This is a genomic window from Catellatospora aurea (assembly GCF_042663325.1).
GTDB classification, from domain to species: Bacteria; Actinomycetota; Actinomycetes; order Mycobacteriales; family Micromonosporaceae; genus Catellatospora; species Catellatospora aurea.
Genome location: NZ_JBHTAC010000018.1, coordinates 39524 through 54875, shown reverse-complemented (window position 1 = coordinate 54875; position 15352 = coordinate 39524). Strand labels below are relative to the sequence as shown.

16 protein-coding genes are annotated in these 15352 nt (G+C 71.5%); 9 read left to right on the top strand and 7 right to left on the bottom strand.

Going from position 1 to position 15352, the window contains the following annotated elements:
* Window positions 1–56: 56 nt before the first annotated feature.
* A complete protein-coding gene (gene hydA / locus ACFQO7_RS19215) occupies window positions 57–1463 on the bottom strand; it encodes a dihydropyrimidinase (RefSeq protein ID WP_376807634.1) in 1407 nt (468 codons plus the stop codon).
* An 11-nt stretch (window positions 1464–1474) separates the two neighbouring features.
* On the bottom strand, window positions 1475–2314 hold the full coding sequence (locus ACFQO7_RS19210; RefSeq protein ID WP_376807633.1) for a nitrilase-related carbon-nitrogen hydrolase: 840 nt from the start codon (window positions 2312–2314) through the stop codon (window positions 1475–1477).
* 205 nt (window positions 2315–2519) lie between these two features.
* Here ACFQO7_RS19210 and ACFQO7_RS19205 point away from each other — a divergent pair, with 205 nt between their 5' ends.
* The 5 genes from ACFQO7_RS19205 (at window position 2520) to ACFQO7_RS19185 (ending at window position 7381) form a co-directional block, all read left to right on the top strand.
* A complete protein-coding gene (locus ACFQO7_RS19205; RefSeq protein ID WP_360536773.1) occupies window positions 2520–2789 on the top strand; it encodes a hypothetical protein in 270 nt (89 codons plus the stop codon).
* A gap of 95 nt (window positions 2790–2884) precedes the next feature.
* Window positions 2885–4456 carry an amino acid permease gene (locus tag ACFQO7_RS19200; protein WP_376807632.1) on the top strand — a complete coding sequence of 524 codons (1572 nt, stop codon included), beginning with the start codon at window positions 2885–2887 and terminating at the stop codon, window positions 4454–4456.
* A 106-nt stretch (window positions 4457–4562) separates the two neighbouring features.
* Entirely contained in the window at window positions 4563–6095 is a 1533-nt protein-coding gene (locus tag ACFQO7_RS19195; protein WP_376807631.1) for a GGDEF domain-containing protein, read from the top strand.
* Between the two features lie 204 nt (window positions 6096–6299).
* Window positions 6300–6503: a transcription antiterminator/RNA stability regulator CspE gene (gene cspE, locus ACFQO7_RS19190; protein WP_360536781.1), complete on the top strand. Its 204-nt coding sequence runs from the start codon at window positions 6300–6302 to the stop codon at window positions 6501–6503.
* 83 nt (window positions 6504–6586) lie between these two features.
* A complete protein-coding gene (locus ACFQO7_RS19185) occupies window positions 6587–7381 on the top strand; it encodes a maleylpyruvate isomerase family mycothiol-dependent enzyme (RefSeq protein ID WP_376807630.1) in 795 nt (264 codons plus the stop codon).
* On the opposite strand, the gene ACFQO7_RS19180 is transcribed toward ACFQO7_RS19185, so the two are convergent.
* On the bottom strand, window positions 7378–7752 hold the full coding sequence (locus tag ACFQO7_RS19180) for an Mth938-like domain-containing protein (RefSeq protein ID WP_376807629.1): 375 nt from the start codon (window positions 7750–7752) through the stop codon (window positions 7378–7380). The genes ACFQO7_RS19185 and ACFQO7_RS19180 overlap by 4 nt on opposite strands.
* A gap of 55 nt (window positions 7753–7807) precedes the next feature.
* Between ACFQO7_RS19180 and ACFQO7_RS19175 the strand changes: the two genes are divergently transcribed.
* Window positions 7808–8596, top strand: coding sequence for an enoyl-CoA hydratase/isomerase family protein (locus tag ACFQO7_RS19175; RefSeq protein WP_376807628.1), 789 nt, complete (start codon window positions 7808–7810; stop codon window positions 8594–8596).
* Here the strand turns inward: ACFQO7_RS19175 and ACFQO7_RS19170 are convergent.
* The 3 genes from ACFQO7_RS19170 to ACFQO7_RS19160 form a co-directional block, all read right to left on the bottom strand.
* Window positions 8544–9743 (bottom strand): low temperature requirement protein A, encoded by a 1200-nt coding sequence (locus ACFQO7_RS19170; protein ID WP_376807627.1) that lies wholly within the window; start codon window positions 9741–9743, stop codon window positions 8544–8546. The genes ACFQO7_RS19175 and ACFQO7_RS19170 overlap by 53 nt on opposite strands.
* A gap of 186 nt (window positions 9744–9929) precedes the next feature.
* A complete protein-coding gene (locus tag ACFQO7_RS19165; protein WP_376807626.1) occupies window positions 9930–11126 on the bottom strand; it encodes a multidrug effflux MFS transporter in 1197 nt (398 codons plus the stop codon).
* Window positions 11127–11178: 52 nt separating this feature from the next.
* Window positions 11179–12438 (bottom strand): CynX/NimT family MFS transporter, encoded by a 1260-nt coding sequence (locus tag ACFQO7_RS19160; RefSeq protein ID WP_376807699.1) that lies wholly within the window; start codon window positions 12436–12438, stop codon window positions 11179–11181.
* Window positions 12439–12536: 98 nt separating this feature from the next.
* Between ACFQO7_RS19160 and ACFQO7_RS19155 the strand changes: the two genes are divergently transcribed.
* A complete protein-coding gene (locus ACFQO7_RS19155; protein ID WP_376807625.1) occupies window positions 12537–13196 on the top strand; it encodes a FadR/GntR family transcriptional regulator in 660 nt (219 codons plus the stop codon).
* 103 nt (window positions 13197–13299) lie between these two features.
* On the opposite strand, the gene ACFQO7_RS19150 is transcribed toward ACFQO7_RS19155, so the two are convergent.
* A complete protein-coding gene (locus ACFQO7_RS19150) occupies window positions 13300–14238 on the bottom strand; it encodes an aminoglycoside phosphotransferase family protein (protein ID WP_376807624.1) in 939 nt (312 codons plus the stop codon).
* Window positions 14239–14273: 35 nt separating this feature from the next.
* Between ACFQO7_RS19150 and ACFQO7_RS19145 the strand changes: the two genes are divergently transcribed.
* Together ACFQO7_RS19145 and ACFQO7_RS19140 are read left to right on the top strand one after the other, a co-directional pair.
* Window positions 14274–14465, top strand: a complete 192-nt coding sequence (locus ACFQO7_RS19145) for a hypothetical protein (RefSeq protein ID WP_376807623.1) — start codon at window positions 14274–14276, stop codon at window positions 14463–14465.
* On the top strand, window positions 14455–15249 hold the full coding sequence (locus tag ACFQO7_RS19140; protein ID WP_376807622.1) for a class I SAM-dependent methyltransferase: 795 nt from the start codon (window positions 14455–14457) through the stop codon (window positions 15247–15249). Before ACFQO7_RS19145 ends, ACFQO7_RS19140 begins: the two co-directional genes overlap by 11 nt.
* The last annotated feature ends 103 nt before the right edge of the window (window positions 15250–15352 follow it).

Below are 15352 nucleotides of genomic sequence, written 5' to 3'. Positions count from 1 at the left end.
GGGTTTGGAAGGGCACCTTCTTATACGCGGAGCGATAAGAAGGTGCCCTTCCTTTCTCAGAGCAGGTAGGTGGAGAGGCCGCGGGGGAGGTAGCGGCCGTGGCCTTTGTGGCCGTGGAAGGTGTTGTTCGCGACGAGGACGGTGCCGCGGGAGATGACGGCGTCGACCTTGCCGGCGATCTCGTAGCCCTCGTAGGCGGAGTGGTCCATGTTCATGTGGTGGGTGTCGACGCTGATGCGGGTGCGGCCGTTCGGGTCGTACACGACGATGTCGGCGTCGGAGCCGGGGGCGAGGACGCCTTTGCGCGGGTAGAGGCCGAACATGCGGGCCGGGGTCGTGGCCAGGGTTTCGACCCAGCGGGCCAGGGAGAGTTTGCCGTCGACGACGCCCTGGTAGAGCAGGTCGACGCGGTGTTCGACGCCGCCGATGCCGTTGGGGATCTTCGAGAAGTCGCCGATGCCGAGTTCTTTCTGCTCCCGGAAGCAGAAGGGGCAGTGGTCGGTGGAGACCACGGCGAGGTCGTTGGTGCGCAGGCCGCGCCACAGGTCGCGCTGGTGCGGCTCGTGCTTGGAGCGCAGGGGAGTGGAGCAGACCCACTTGGCGCCTTCGAAGCCTGGTGCGCCGAGTTGGTCTTCGAGGGTGAGGTAGAGGTATTGGGGGCAGGTCTCGGCGAAGACGTTGCGGCCGGTGTCGCGGGCTGCGGCTACTGCTTCGAGGGCTTGGGACGCGGACAGGTGCACGATGTAGAGGGGGGTGTCGCCGGCGACCTGGGCCAGGGAGATGGCGCGGCGGGTGGCTTCGGCTTCGAGTTCGGCGGGGCGGGTGAGGCCGTGGTTGATGGGGTCGGTTTCGCCGCGGGCGAGGGCTTGGCCGATGAGGACGTCGATGGCGATGCCGTTCTCGGCGTGCATCATGATCATGGAGCCGTTGTCGCGGGCTTTCTGCATGGCGCGCAGGATCTGGCCGTCGTCGCTGTAGAACACGCCGGGGTATGCCATGAACAGTTTGAAGCTGCTGATGCCTTCGGCGTCGACGAGGGAGTCCATGGCTTTGAGCGACTCGTCGTCGACCCCACCGATGATCATGTGGAAGCCGTAGTCGATGTGGCAGTTGCCGTCGGCCTTGGCGTGCCAGGCTGCTAGGCCGTCCGGGATGCGTTCGCCGGTGCGCTGCACGGCGAAGTCGACGATCGTGGTCGTGCCGCCGAAGGCCGCGGCTCGGGTGCCGGTCTCGAACGTGTCCGACGCGGACGTGCCGCCGAACGGCAGTTGCATGTGGGTGTGCACGTCGACCGCCCCGGGGATGACGTACTTGCCGCTCGCGTCCACCACCTGCGCGCCCTCGACGGGCGGGGTGCTGTCCGGCGAGAACAGCCCGGCGATCCTCTCGCCCTCGACCAGCACGTCCGCGGGGTGCGCGCCGGTCGCGGTGACGACCGTGCCGCCCTTGATCAGCAGGTACACGCCGTGCCTCCTCAGGCCTGGGTCAGCGGGCCGTAGGCGTCCGGCCGGCGGTCCCGGTAGAACTGCCACCGGTCGCGCACCGTGTCCAGCAGGTCCAGGTCCAGGTCCCGGACCAGCAGTTCCGGCTGGTGCGCGTCGGCCGTGTCGCCGACGAACGCGCCCTCGGGGTCGACGAAGTAGGACGTGCCGTAGAAGTCGTCGTCGCCCAGATCCTCGATACCGACCCGGTTGATCGCCCCGATGAAGTACTCGTTGGCCACCGCCGAGGCGGGCTGCTCCAGCTGCCACAGATACGACGACAGCCCACGGCTGGTCGCCGACGGGTTGAACACGATCTGCGCCCCGTTGAGACCCAGCGCCCGCCAACCCTCCGGGAAGTGCCGGTCGTAGCAGATGTACACCCCGACCTTGCCGACCGCGGTGTCGAACACGGGGTAGCCGAGATTGCCCGGCCGGAAGTAGAACTTCTCCCAAAAGCCCTTCACCTGCGGGATGTGGGTCTTGCGGTACTTGCCCAGGTAGCTGCCGTCCGCATCGACCACCGCCGCCGTGTTGTACAGGACACCCGGCTGCTCCTGCTCGTACATCGGCAGCACCATCACCATGCCCAGCTCCCTGGCCAGGGCCTGGAACCGCTCCGTCGTCGGACCCGGAATCGACTCCGCATACGAGTAGTACCGCGCGTCCTGCACCTGGCAGAAATACGGCCCGTAGAACAACTCCTGGAAACAGATCACCTTTGCGCCCTGGGCGGCGGCCTGCCGCGCATACTCCTCATGCGCTTTGATCATCGATTCCTTGTCACCCGTCCAGGTCGTCTGGACCAGCGCGGCACGGATCACGCGCGACATGCGGCACCTCCTGCGAGCCTGTTGAGCCGGTACTCCAGGTAACCAGGCGAACTGCGCCGGTGTGCCCCGACGTGCCGGATGAACCATCATATTCTCGGCGAATGCCCCGAAGGCCGACGGGCCCCGGGCTGCGGCGGTGTGCGAAAGCGCAGGTGGAGGCGGAGGGGTCAGCGGAGAGTGACGCTGTCCGGAAGAATGGCCGCCCATGACCAGAGAAGGCTCATCGCTGCCGGAGTGGATGCGCAAGGACGCCGAACCCGTGCGCACCACCCTGTACTGGCGCGTCACCCAGTGGTTCAGTCGCAGTCCCTGGTTCGGCGGCGCGTGGCGGGCGGTGCGCGACCGGCCCCGCCTGTCGCGGCGCTTTCCCCGGACGTACGCCGTCCTGGCCTGGCTGTTCGCCGTCGCGATCGCGTTCTTTCTCGGTTACAAGATCATCGAGTACTACAACCTCATCATGGCCGGAAAGGTGTAGCCCTGGCCGCACGGGCGATCGGCCCAACGGAGTATTGCCATATGTCTCTATGGCGCTGGACACTCGTGCATCGTCGAGCGCCAGAAGGGGCAGCCATGAGTGATCCCGCGCAGACAGCAGACAGCGACTCCGCACGACTCGCCGAACTCGGCTACAAGCAGGAACTGCACCGTGGGTGGAGCGGCTTCTCCAACTTCGCCATCTCGTTCTCGATCATCTCGATCCTGGCCGGCTGCTTCACCACGTTCGGCCAGGCCTGGATGAACGGCGGCCCGATCGCCATCTCCTGGGGCTGGCCGATCATCTCCGCGTTCATCCTGGTCATCGGGCTGTGCCTGTCGGAGCTGGTCTCGGCGTATCCGACCGCGGGCGGCATCTACTGGTGGGCGGCGAAGCTCGGGCGGCCGGTGCACGGCTGGTTCACCGGCTGGTTCAACCTGATCGGCCTGGTCGCGGTCACCGCGTCGGTCGACTACGGCTGCGCCACCTTCCTCAACCTGGTGCTGGCCAACACCGTGCCGGGCTGGGCGGGGACCTTCACCCAGGCGTTCTACCTGTTCCTGGGCATCCTGGTGCTGCACGCGCTGATCAACATCTTCGGCGCGCGGATCATCAACCGGCTGCAGGACATCTCGGTCTGGTGGCACGTGTTCGGCGCGGCCGTCATCGTGGCCATCCTGATCGTGGTGCCGACCAGCCACCAGAGCCCGTCGTTCGTGTTCACCGAGACGATCAACGGCAACGGCTTCACCGGCGGCAGCACCTCGGGCCTGGGCTTCTGGCTGTACGTGCTGCCCCTGGGCGGCCTGCTCACGCAGTACACGATCACCGGGTTCGACGCCTGCGCGCACGTGGCCGAGGAGACCCGCGGGGCGGCGCTCAACGCGGCCAAGGCGCTGTGGCGGTCCATCTTCTACTCCGCGATCGGCGGCTGGATCCTGCTGCTGGCGCTCCTGTTCGCGGTCGACGACGCGGGCGCGGTCACCGAGGGCTACGGCTTCGTCGGGGTGCTGCTGCAGGGTGCGCTGTCCTCGGGCTTCTTCAAGGTCGTGATCATCATCTCCGTCGTGGGGCAGTTCTTCTGCGGCATGAGCTGCGTGACGAGCATGAGCCGGATGATGTACGCGTTCAGCCGGGACGGCGCGGTGCCCGGCTGGCGGCTGTGGACCCGGCTGGACCGCAACGGCACCCCGGTCTGGGCCGTCGTCGCGGGCTGCGTCGCGGGCGGGCTGCTCACCCTGCCCGCGCTGTACCAGAAGAACGGCGCGCCGATCGCCTTCTACGCGGTCGTCTCCGTCGCCGTGATCGGCCTCTACCTGGCCTTCCTCATCCCGATCATGCTCCGGCTGAAGGCCGGAGACAGCTTCGAGCCGGGCCCGTGGACCCTGGGCAAGCGCTACAAGGTGCTGGGCTGGATCGCCTCCATCGAGATCATCGTGATCTCGGTGTACTTCATCCTGCCGACCGTGCCGGCCGGGGTGCCGTTCAGCGACGAGTTCGACTGGTCCGCGGTGAACTACGCGCCGATCGCAGTCGGTACGGTGATGCTGCTGATCGGGGTGTGGTGGATCGTCTCCGCGCGGAAGTGGTTCACCGGACCCCGGCGTACTGTGGATCTCCCCGCCGGGGTCGCGACCGCCGACGCCCCGGTGGCGGTGCTGGACTGAGCGCCGGGCCGCGCGGTGACCGGACGGTTGCCGCGCGGCCCGGACCTGGCCGGACGCCGCACGGGGAATCACCGTCGGGCGGTGGCTGAAGAAGGTGGAATGAGGCGTGGCTAGGCGAGACGACCCGCCCGCCCGCGCGCACGGCGAGGAGCTGGCCGCGGAGTGGGTGACGTTCCGCGACCTGCTCGTGGCGGGCCGCTCGGCTGAGGCCATCGCGCTCGCCGACCGCATCGCCGCCGAGTCCGGCGATCCGCTGCGGGTCGCCCAGGCCCTCATCGAGAAGGTCGCGGGCCTGCTCAACCAGGGCGGCGCCGCGCGCCCGGCACCGCTGCTGGACCGGATCGGCGAGCTGCTGCGGCAGGCGGGCCACCACCCGCGGCTCAGCGGTGAATACCACGTGCTCGCCGCGTACGCGGCGTTCGCCGACGGGTCGATGAGCACCGCGGTCAGCAACCTGGTGCAGGCCGAACGGATGCTGCGCGGCATGACCGAGGCCAACCAGGCCGCGGTGAGCACCTGGCACGACATGTCGGTGACGTATTCGGCGATGGGCTTCCACGCCAAGGCGGTCGAGGCGATGCGGGCGGGCCGGCGCGTGTGCGTGGCCGCGGGCATCGCCGAGGCCGACTGCGCCTGCCTGGAGACGCTGGTGCGCTCGGCGGTGGCGCGCGACCACCAGGGCATGTCCGACGACTGCGTACGCGAGCTGTGGGAAGTGGTGACCTTCGGCCGGGCGGCCGAGGCGGACCTGACCGTGTCCGACCGGACCTATCTGCGGTATGCCGCGGCCCGGCTCGCCGTGTTCGGCCACCGCCCCGCCGGTGAGCCCGCGCCCGGCGGGACCACGCCGGACAGCCCCGACCGGTCGTTCTCGCAGGTCGTCTACCTGACCGCGGTGTGCGAGGCGATCGCGGCCGACCGGCCCGACGAGGCGCTGCGCCTGCTCGGGGAGCCCGCGGCGAGCGGCACCTGGCTCGGCGAGGCCGAACCGCACCGGCTGCGCTCGATCGCGCTGTCGCGCATCGGCGACCACGCGGGCGCGGTGGAGGCCGAACGGGCCATGGTGCGGATCATCACCCGCGACGACGGCACGCTGCGCGACCGGTACATCGACAGCGTCAACGCCCGCCTCGACCAGGACCGGCTGCGGCAGATCGCGCAGGAGCACGCCGACGCGGCGATGAGCGACCCGCTGACCGGCCTGCCCAACCGGCGGCGCATCAAGGCGTTCGCCGCCGAGCTGGCCGGCCGCGGCGCGGCCGCGGCGGTGGGCCTGATCGACCTGGACGGGTTCAAGGCCGTCAACGACACCCACGGCCACAACTCGGGCGACCTGGTGCTGCAGCGCATCGCCGGGCTGCTCGCGCAGAGCGTGCGCGGCCAGGACCTGCCCGCCCGGTTCGGCGGGGACGAGTTCATGGTCATCCTGCCGGAGACCGGCCTGGCCGAGGCCCGCGAGGTCGGCGGGCGCATCATCGCCGCGGTGGTGGGCGAGGACTGGGAGGCGCTGGTGCCCGGGACCCCGGTGGGCATGAGCATGGGCTGGGCGGCGCTGCCCGCGGGCGGCGACCTCGACGCCGTGGTGCGGGCCGCCGACGAGGAGCTCTACCGCGAGAAACGCGCGCTGCGCCCGGCCTGACCCCCTGATCGGACACGCGGCGACACGATGTTCATCGGCGCAGTTCGGGTGCGCATACGTGTTACATTCCCCGAGTTATAACCTCGTCCTCCCGTATATCCGAAGCGCCCGAGAAACGACCCGGGCGCTGTCCGCATTGGTGCGGTGCGGGAGGCGAAGAGTTCACACGAAGTGGACTCGCAGCCTCACCAAGGAGTATCTGACATGGCTGTCGGCACCGTGAAGTGGTTCAACGCGGAAAAGGGCTTCGGCTTCATCACCCCGGACGGCGGCGGAGCGGACGTGTTCGCGCACTTCTCCGCGATCCAGTCCAACGGCTACCGGAGCCTCGACGAGAACCAGCGGGTCGAGTTCGAGATCACCCAGGGCCAGAAGGGCCCGCAGGCGGCCAACATCCGCAAGCTCTGAGATAACGGCGGGTACGCGGTGAGCGGAACACGCTCACCGCGTACCCGTGATCGTCGTCGCCGACCTGCGGTTAGGTTGGTGGCATGGCACGGCTGACCTATGACCGGTACTGCGACGAGGTGTCCGCCCAGACCGCGCTGCTGCGCGAGGTGCTGCCGGGCGACGACCTGAGCGCGAAGGTGCCGACCTGCCCGCAGTGGACACTGGCCGACCTGGTCCGGCACGTCGGCGGCAACGTGCACATGACCGACGCCGCGGTGCGCGGCGAGCCCGGTCCACGACCCGCGATCGGCGACCCCACCCGGGCCGGGGTGCCCGACACCGACGACCCGGACACGCTGACCGCCTGGATGCAGGACGGGGCGGACGCGTACGCCCGGACGCTGCGCGAACGCGACGCGCAGGACGTGGCCGAGATCTTCGGCATGCCGCGGACGCTGACGTTCTGGGCCCGCCGGGCGGCCTGCGACATCCTCGTGCACCGCGCGGACGCCGCGCTGACCACCGGCGCGGGCTACACCATCGCGCCGGACCTGGCCGCGGACGCCCTCGACGAGCTGCTGGAACTGGCCACCGACCCGCAACTGGGCACGCGGGTGTTCAAGAAGCTGCCCGAACTCTTCGGCCCGGCGCGCTCGATCCACCTGCACGCCACCGACACCGTCGAGGGACTCGACGCCGAGTGGCTGATCGAGCTCACCCCCGACGGCGTGACCTGGCGGCACGGACACGAGAAGGCCGACGTGGCGCTGCAGGCGCCGCTGACCGAGCTGCTGCTGATCCTCTACCGGCGGCTGCCGCTCGACTTCGCACAGGTCCACGTGCACGGCGACCGCGCGCTGCTGGAAGGCTGGCTGGACCGCGTCTCCATGGGCTAACAGGTGGAGTGCAGCAGCGCGCCCACCCGCACGCCCGCGTCGGCCAGCAGGTTGTAGACGCGCACCGCCTCCCGGGTCTCGGCGATGTGCACGTCGATGCCGCGCTCGGCCAGGTAGTCCTCGGTCTCCGGCATCACCTCCAGCATCAGCTGCTGGCCCTGTGACAGCACCACCGTGGTCGCACCCGCCGCGAGCAGCGGCTCGACGTCAGCGGGCTGGATGCCGGGGGAGTGCCGGGTGCCGTTGACCCGCCAGTCCCACTCGCCGCCGCCGCCCGGGTACAGCACGGCGTCCTTGACCTCGCCCACGCCCTCGATCTCGATCTCGCCCCACGCCAGGGACAGCACCTTCGGCGATCTCCGCTCATCCACGTCCGGCATTGTGGCACGATGCACCCGCCCGCCATACCTGCAGAAAGGCCGCCAGGTGACCGAGCAGTCCGCCGCCGCGCCGCCCCGCCTGGACCTGGAGCTGTCGGGGCACGTCGCGACGATCCGGTTCGTCAACCCGGCGCGGCGCAACGCGATGACCAACGACATGTGGGCCCGGCTGCCCGAGCTGCTCGACGAACTCGCCGGCGACCCTGACGTCCGCGTGCTCGTGCTGACCGGCGCGGGCGGCACGTTCTGCGCCGGGGCCGACATCACCGAGGTGGACCGGCTGATCGCCGACGGGGACCGCAGCCTGGCGGTGCTGGCCGAGGAGCGGCTGGCCCGGTTTCCGAAACCGACGCTGGCCGCGATCGAGGGCGACTGCGTGGGCGGCGGCTGCCAGCTCGCGGTCGCCTGCGACCTGCGGTTCGCGGCCGAGGGCAGCCGGTTCGGGGTGACCCCGGCCCGGCTCGGCATCGTGTACCCCGCGCCGACGACCCGGCGGCTGGTGGCGCTGATCGGCCCGTCGGCGGCCAAGCACCTGCTCTACTCCGCCGAGCTGATCGACGCCGACCGGGCGCTGCAGGTAGGCCTGGTCGACGAGCTGCACCCCGCCGACCGGCTCGCCGAGCGGGTCGCGGCGTTCGCCGCGACGCTGGCGTCCCGGTCGCTGCTGACCCAGGTCGCGGCGAAGGAGATCGTGACGATGGCCGGTGACGGCCACCACGACGACACCCGGGTGTCCTACTGGCACCGCCAGATGGCCGAGTCGGGCGAGGCCGCCGAGGGCATCACCGCCTTCGTGGAACGCCGCCGCCCCGACTTCCGCTGGTCCCCGCACTGACCCCGCGCCCGGCGAGCACCACGACGGCGACCAGCGCGGCCATCAGTACGGCGATCACCTGGATCGGCGCGGGAGTGAACGGGGCCAGGAGCACGAGCACGACGGTGCCGGGAAACGCGTACACCACCAGGCCGCGGTGGTGCGGGCAGATCTGCAGCAGCCACAGGCTGACCAGGTACACCGCGACCGGCACGGCGACGGCGTACGCCGCGACCACTCCGGACACGTGCGCCATGTGGGTGTCGTAGTCGGCCGCGACGGCCAGCCCCGCGCCGACCGCCGCGGCCGAGGCCAGGATGAAGTAGTGGCCGTAGCCCCACTGGAAGGCCCGCCGGAACGAGGTCAACAGGTCGTGGGCGGGGCGGTCGAAGTAGAGCCACCACATCGCGAAAACGATGACCAGCCCGGCCGCGGCCAGCCAGACCAGTGCGGTGGTGTAGCCGGTGCCGGACGCGGACTCGATGGCCACCGTCGCCGCCAGCACGGACTCGCCGAGCACGATCAGCGTGAACAGGCTGTAGCGCTCGGCGATGTGGTGCGGGTGCCAGCGGGTCGGCCTGCCGCGCTCGGCCCACAGCGGCACCAGCAGCTCGCACACCACCAGCACGAAGAACGAGATCAGCCCCCACTGGGGCGGCAGCAGCAGCCGCAGCACCCAGCCGACCTGGACCAGCAGGATGCCGACGGCGAACCGTGTCGCGGTCGCGCGGCGGGGCGGGTCGTCGCGCCGTACCCGCAGCCACTGGGTGACCATGGCCAGGCGCATCACCACGTAGCCGAGGGTGATGAGCTTCCAGTCGGCGTGCTCGAAGGCACGGGGCACGCCCGCGGCGAGGATCAGCGCGCCCGCGATCTGCACCAGGGTGGTCAGCCGGTAGGCGACGTCGTCGTTGTCGTACGCGGAGGCGAACCAGCTGAAGTTGACCCAGGCCCACCAGATCGCGAAGAACACCAGCAGGAAGCCGAGCACGCCCTGCCCGAGGTGGTTCTCGGCGACCGCGTGGTGCAGCTCGTTGGCGGCCTGGGCGACGGCGACCACGAAACACAGGTCGAAGAACAGCTCCAGCGGGGTGGCGGCCCGGTGCGGCTCGTCGGGTGAGCGCGAGGTCAGCGGTCGGTACAGCGTGCTGCGGGTCGCGTCGGCCATGCTCGCAGGCTACCGCCGGTGGATCACCGGGCGTGGGTGGGATCGCACAAGCCCTCGGGGCCCGGCGGATTGCGGCGCCGGGCCCCGGTCCACACCGGAGGGGTGATGTCTATCGCATAGACATCTAAAGATGGAAGCGCTCCCATCATGCCGTACGCGAGCGACGGCGTCAAGGTTGGACGGCGATCAGGCGAGGCTCGGCCGGGCGGGGCGGGTCAGCACGGTGGCGGTGAGCACGGACAGGGCCGCGAAGCCGAACATGGCCGCCGCCATCGGCATGCCGCTGGACGCGCCGAGCGCGGCCACGATCGGGCCCGCGATCGCGCCGATCACCGACTGCACCGCGCCCATCAGCGCGGCGGCGGTGCCCGCCATCTGCGCATGGCCGTCCAGCGCGAGCGCGGTGCTGTTCGGAGCGACCATGCCCAGGCTGGCGATGTAGACGAACAGCATGGCCACCACGATGGTCAGGCTGTGCAGGCCCGCACCGCCGATCATGAGGATCCCGGCGGCGACCGCCCCGGCCAGCGCCGCGAACAGCAGCGCCCGCGGGGTGCGCCGGCCGACCAGGCGTGCGTTGAGCTGCCCGACCGCGACCAGGCCGAGCGCGTTCAACCCGAAGATCAGCCCGTACGCCTGCGCGGAGACGCCGTACACCTCCTGCAGCACGAACGAGCCGCTGGACAGGTAGGCGAACATCCCGGCGAAGGTCAGCCCCTGCGCGGCGGTGTATCCCCAGAACCGGCGGTCGGCGGCCAGCACCTTGAAGCCGCTGCCGACCTCGGCCAGCCCACCGGTGCGGCGGCGCTCGGCGGGCAGCGTCTCGGGCAGGAACCGCCACCCGACCACCACCATCACCAGCCCGTACAGGGCGAGCAGCGCGAACACGCCGCGCCAGCTGGTGAACTCCAGCACGGCCGCGCCGATGGTGGGCGCGATCACCGGTGCGACGCCGAAGACCAGGGTGAGCCGGGAGAAGAAGCGCGACGCCTCGGCGCCGGAGTACAGGTCGCGTACCACGGCGCGGGAGATCGCGATGCCGATGCCGCCCGCGAAGCCCTGGACCAGCCGCAGCGCGGTCATCACCTCGATGGTCGGGGCGAGGGTGATCAGCAGGGAGGACACGAAGAACAGCACGGTGCCCGCGATGATCGGCCTGCGCCGGCCCCAGCGGTCCGACAGCGGCCCCATGACGAACTGGCCCAGCGCGATGCCGATCAGCGCCACGGTGAGCGTGAGCTGCACGGCCGCGGGGGACACGCGCAGGTCGGCGGCGATGGTGGGGAAGGCGGGCAGGTACATGTCGAACGACAGCGCGCCGAAGGCGGACATGCTGCCGAGGACCAGGATCAGGGTGCGTCGCTGGGCCGGTGCGGGGGTCACGGTCCTTACCCAACCATCCCGGCCTGCAGTGCAGGGAGCTTTGTGACCGCGATCATGACGCGGGCGCCGGGACGGCCCGCTCGCCGTTGACCAGCCCCGCCTCGTCCTCCAGGTAACGGGGCCGCGCGGCGGCCAGCCCGGCGAACGCCTGCACCACCGCGGCGACGATGAGGAAGCCGAGCGGCAGCTGCCAGCCGCCGGTCACTTCGTGCAGCACGCCGACCAGCAGCGGGCCGAGCGCGGCGATCAGGTAACCGGTGCTCTGCGCGAACGCCGACAGCGCCACCACGCCCTCGCCGGTGCGTGCCCGCATCCCGATCATCGCCAGAGCGAGGGGGAACGCGGCCTGGCCGAGGGCGAGCAGGGCCACCCAGGCGATCGCGCCCGCGTGCGGGGCCAGCGCCAGGCCGAGGTAGGAGGCGATCATCGCGGCGGACATCAGCAGCACCAGCGGCCGCAGGTCCCGCAGCCGGCCGGCCAGCGTCGGCATGAGCAGCGCGAACGGCACCCCGATCGCGGTCACCCCGGCCAGCAGCAGCCCGGCGTCGGTGGGCGTGAACGCCGCGTCGCGGAACATCTTCGCCAGCCAGCCCATGGTGGCGTACCCGGACAGCGACTGCGCGCCGAAGTAGATCGCCATCGCCCAGCCCAACCGGGTCTGCGCGGGCCGGATTCGGGTCCGGGTCGCCTGCCCGGTGCCCGCCGACCCGGGCGTACGCCGCAGGGCGGGGCCCAGCCAGGGCAAGACCGCCACGGCGGCCAGCAGCGCCCAGACGCCTAGCCCGGCGCGCCAGTCGCCGACGGCGTGCGCGATCGGCACGGAGGCCGCCGACGCCGTGGTGGTGCCGAGGATCAGCGTCATCGAGTAGACGCCGGTCATCATCCCCGCCCGGTGCGGGAAGTGCTCCTTGACCAGCACGGGCAGCAGCACGTTGGCGATGGCGATGCCGGCCAGCGCGATCGCGCTGGTGAGCACGAACGTCCACGGCGAGCCGCTGACCGCCCGCAGCAGCTGGCCCACGGCCAGCAGCCCCATTGCGCCGACCAGGATGCGGGCCGGGGACATGCGCCGGGCCAGCCACGGCGTGAACGCGCCGAAGGCCGCGAAGGCCAGGGCGGGCAGCGTGGTGATGACACCGGCGACGGTGCCGGACAGGTGCAGGCCGGTGGTCACCTCGTCGAGCAGCGCGCCGAGGCTGGTGATGGCGGCGCGCAGGTTGAGCGCGACGAGCAGGATGCCGACCAGGATCAGCACCGCGGAGCGCGGTGCCGGTACGGCTGGTGTCGGCCGGGTCACCGAAGGTGCGATCATCGGCGACACGATCGGCGGCGTTTCGACGGCGGTGACTGGCGGTGGCATACCTCCGATCGTAGAATCATGGGATGAATTTCGGACCGGAGATGTAAGCAATGACACTGCGCACCCCCTCCCGCCAGACCCTGGTGCCCCAGGTCATCGAGCAGCTGCGCACGCAGGTCGCGACCGGCGAATGGCCCGTCGGCAGCCGCATCCCCACCGAGCCCGACCTGGTCGCGGCGCTGGGCGTGGGCCGCAACACGGTCCGCGAGGCGGTGCGCGCCCTGGTGCACGCCGGCGTCCTGGAGTGCCGTCAGGGGTCCGGCACCTACGTCACCGCCGCCCACGAGCTCACCGGAGTGGTCGCCCGCAGGCTGGCCGCCGCCGAGGTCGCCGAGGCCGTCGAGGTGCGCCGCGCCTTCGAGGTCGAGGCGGCGCGGCTCGCGGCGGTTCGGCGTACGCCCGCCGACCTGGAGAAGATGGACGCGCTGCTGGCCCGGCGCGAGCAGCTGTGGCGCGGCGGCGACGCGGCGGCGTTCGTGGCCACCGACGCCGACCTGCACGTCGTGATCGTCGCGGCCGCGCACAACGCCATGCTCGCCGAGCTCTACGCCTCGTTCGGCGGCGCGCTGCGGGCCAGCCTCAGCCAGCAGATCGGCGAGACCCTCACCCCCGACAAGTACGTCGCCCACGACGACCTCGTCGAGGCCATCCGCGCCGCCGACCCCGACCGCGCCGCCCGCGCCGCCGGCGCCTTCCTCGAAGTCCAGTAAGGAAGGGCACCTTTCCATCGCATTTCGTAGAGGAAGGGCACCTTCTTAATCGCCGCTGGCGGGGCGTGTGGGGGGAGCGGGGGGCTTGGCGGTGGGCGGGCGGTCACAGGCCGGCGACGGAGGCCAGGACGGCTGCTTCGGCCATGGCGCGGTGGCTGGGCTGGTTGCCTCGGGAGACCCACCACAGCGAGTCCTCGACCCGCCGGGCCGTGGCCCAGGCCGCCAGCCGCGCCGGGTCCTCGCCGGTGACCTCGCCGAAGATCGCGAACCGCCGCCGCAGCACGGCGGCGGGGTCCGGGTGCCGGAACGGGTCGTCGATCTGCTCGACGAGCTTCCACGGGTCGTAGCCCGGGTCGCCGTACATCGGCTTGGGGTCGATGACCAGCCACGGCTCGCGCTGCCCGGCGAGGATGTTGCCGGGATTGATGTCGCCGTGCACCAGCACCCGCCGTAGCGCCGTGGTGGGCAGCTCGCGCAGCAGCCGGATGCCGTGCGCCACCAGCCCGGGATCGAAGCCGGGCCGCAGCCGTTCCATGCGCTGCTCGACCAGCCCGGCCCAGCGGGCGGTCACGTGGCTCAGCAGGTCGAACCCGCTCGCGTCGCCGACCGGTGCCGACCACAGCCGGGCCAGCAGCCGCGCCGCGACGAGCAGCCGCTCCTCGGCGGGCAGCCAGTCGCGGTCGCCGAGTGTCGTGCCGGGGTCCACCCGTTCCAGCAGCATCGCGTGCCGTACGCCGTCGTGCGCGTGCAGGGTGGCCACGCCGTGCCCCTGCCACACGCGCAGCGCGGCGGCCTCGCCCATCATCTCCGGATGCGGCCAGCTGATCTTCAGGACGGCCGCGCGGCCGTCGGGGAGTTCTGCGGGCGCGACCCAGGAGCAGGAGCCACCGGTCCAGGGCGCGCCCAGCCGCAGTGACCAGGCGTCGCGCAATTCGCCGATGAGTTCCGGCAGCGCGTCCAGCCAGGCCCGGCCCTCGGCCAGGTCGCCGATCGACGCGACGACGCCCAGGGTCGGGGGCACCAGCAGTTGCGGCTCCGTCACGCGGTGAGACTACCGGCGCTGCCTACCATCGCGATGTGGACGTTCGGACAGAGTTGCAGCTCGCGGCGATCGCGGAGATCAAACAGATGATGCCGGTATGGGTGCCCGGCCTGCCCCGCCGCGACAAGGACCGTGCCGACATCGAGCTGCTGACCGCGGCGCTCACCGGCCGAAACCCGTTTGCCGGGTCCGGCGCGACCGCGCAGGATCACCGGCATGCTGACTGAGGTCACCCGGTACTACCAGCGCGGCGGGGAGACCCGCCGCCTCGACGCGGGGTCCGGGCGCTGGGAGTTCCTGCGCACCTGGGACCTGCTCGCCAGGCTGCTGCCGCCCGGCCCGCTGGCCGTGCTCGACGTCGGCGGGGCCACCGGCGTGTACGCGGGCCCGCTGGCCGCCGCCGGGCACGCCGTGCACGTCGTCGATCCGCTGCCCGAGCACGTGGCGGCGGCGTCGGCGCTGCCCGGGGTGACCGCGGCCGTGGGCGACGCCCGCCGGCTCGACGAGCCCGACGCGAGCCGGCACGTGGTGCTGCTGTTCGGTCCGCTGTACCACCTGATCGACCGGGCCGACCGGATCGCGGCCTGGCGCGAGGCCGGCCGCGTGGTGCGCCCCGGCGGGCTGGTGCTCGCGGCGACGATCAGCCGGTACGCCTCGCTGCTCGACGGTTTCGCCAAGGGCCACCTCGACGACCCGGTGTTCGCCGGGATGGTGGAAGGTGCTCTCGCCACCGGCGTGCACCGCAACCCTGACGCGGTGCCGAACTGGTTCACCACCGCGTACTTCCACCGGCCGGACGAGCTGCCGGTCGAGGTGGCCGAGGCCGGGCTGGAGCTGGAGCGGATCGCCGCGGTCGAGGGTCCGCTGTGGATGATGGCGCGGCTGCCGGAGATTCTCGCCGACGAGCAGCGGACCGCGCAGGCGCTGGCGATGATGCGCGAGCTCGAAGGCGTACGCGAGCTGTGGGGCGCGGGCTCGCACCTGCTCACGGTCGCCCGCCGCCCGGCCTGACAGGTCGGAGACACGACCGGGCCGGGACCGGCGGGCTGGCCGCTGGTCCCGACCCGGTGGCAGGTCTGGTCCGGTGTCCCGGCGCGAGCGCTGGTCAGCGGCC

What these genes read in the sequence shown, in the direction of transcription:
- ACFQO7_RS19210 (WP_376807633.1), bottom strand. Translation starts at nt 2,314, where the DNA reads ATGTCGCGCGTGATCCGTGCCGCGCTGGTCCAGACGACCTGGACGGGT.
- ACFQO7_RS19205 (WP_360536773.1), top strand. Translation starts at nt 2,520, where the DNA reads ATGACCAGAGAAGGCTCATCGCTGCCGGAGTGGATGCGCAAGGACGCC.
- ACFQO7_RS19200 (WP_376807632.1), top strand. Translation starts at nt 2,885, where the DNA reads ATGAGTGATCCCGCGCAGACAGCAGACAGCGACTCCGCACGACTCGCC.
- cspE (WP_360536781.1), top strand. Translation starts at nt 6,300, where the DNA reads ATGGCTGTCGGCACCGTGAAGTGGTTCAACGCGGAAAAGGGCTTCGGC.
- ACFQO7_RS19185 (WP_376807630.1), top strand. Translation starts at nt 6,587, where the DNA reads ATGGCACGGCTGACCTATGACCGGTACTGCGACGAGGTGTCCGCCCAG.
- ACFQO7_RS19170 (WP_376807627.1), bottom strand. Translation starts at nt 9,743, where the DNA reads ATGGCCGACGCGACCCGCAGCACGCTGTACCGACCGCTGACCTCGCGC.
- ACFQO7_RS19160 (WP_376807699.1), bottom strand. Translation starts at nt 12,438, where the DNA reads ATGATCGCACCTTCGGTGACCCGGCCGACACCAGCCGTACCGGCACCG.
- ACFQO7_RS19155 (WP_376807625.1), top strand. Translation starts at nt 12,537, where the DNA reads ATGACACTGCGCACCCCCTCCCGCCAGACCCTGGTGCCCCAGGTCATC.
- ACFQO7_RS19140 (WP_376807622.1), top strand. Translation starts at nt 14,455, where the DNA reads ATGCTGACTGAGGTCACCCGGTACTACCAGCGCGGCGGGGAGACCCGC.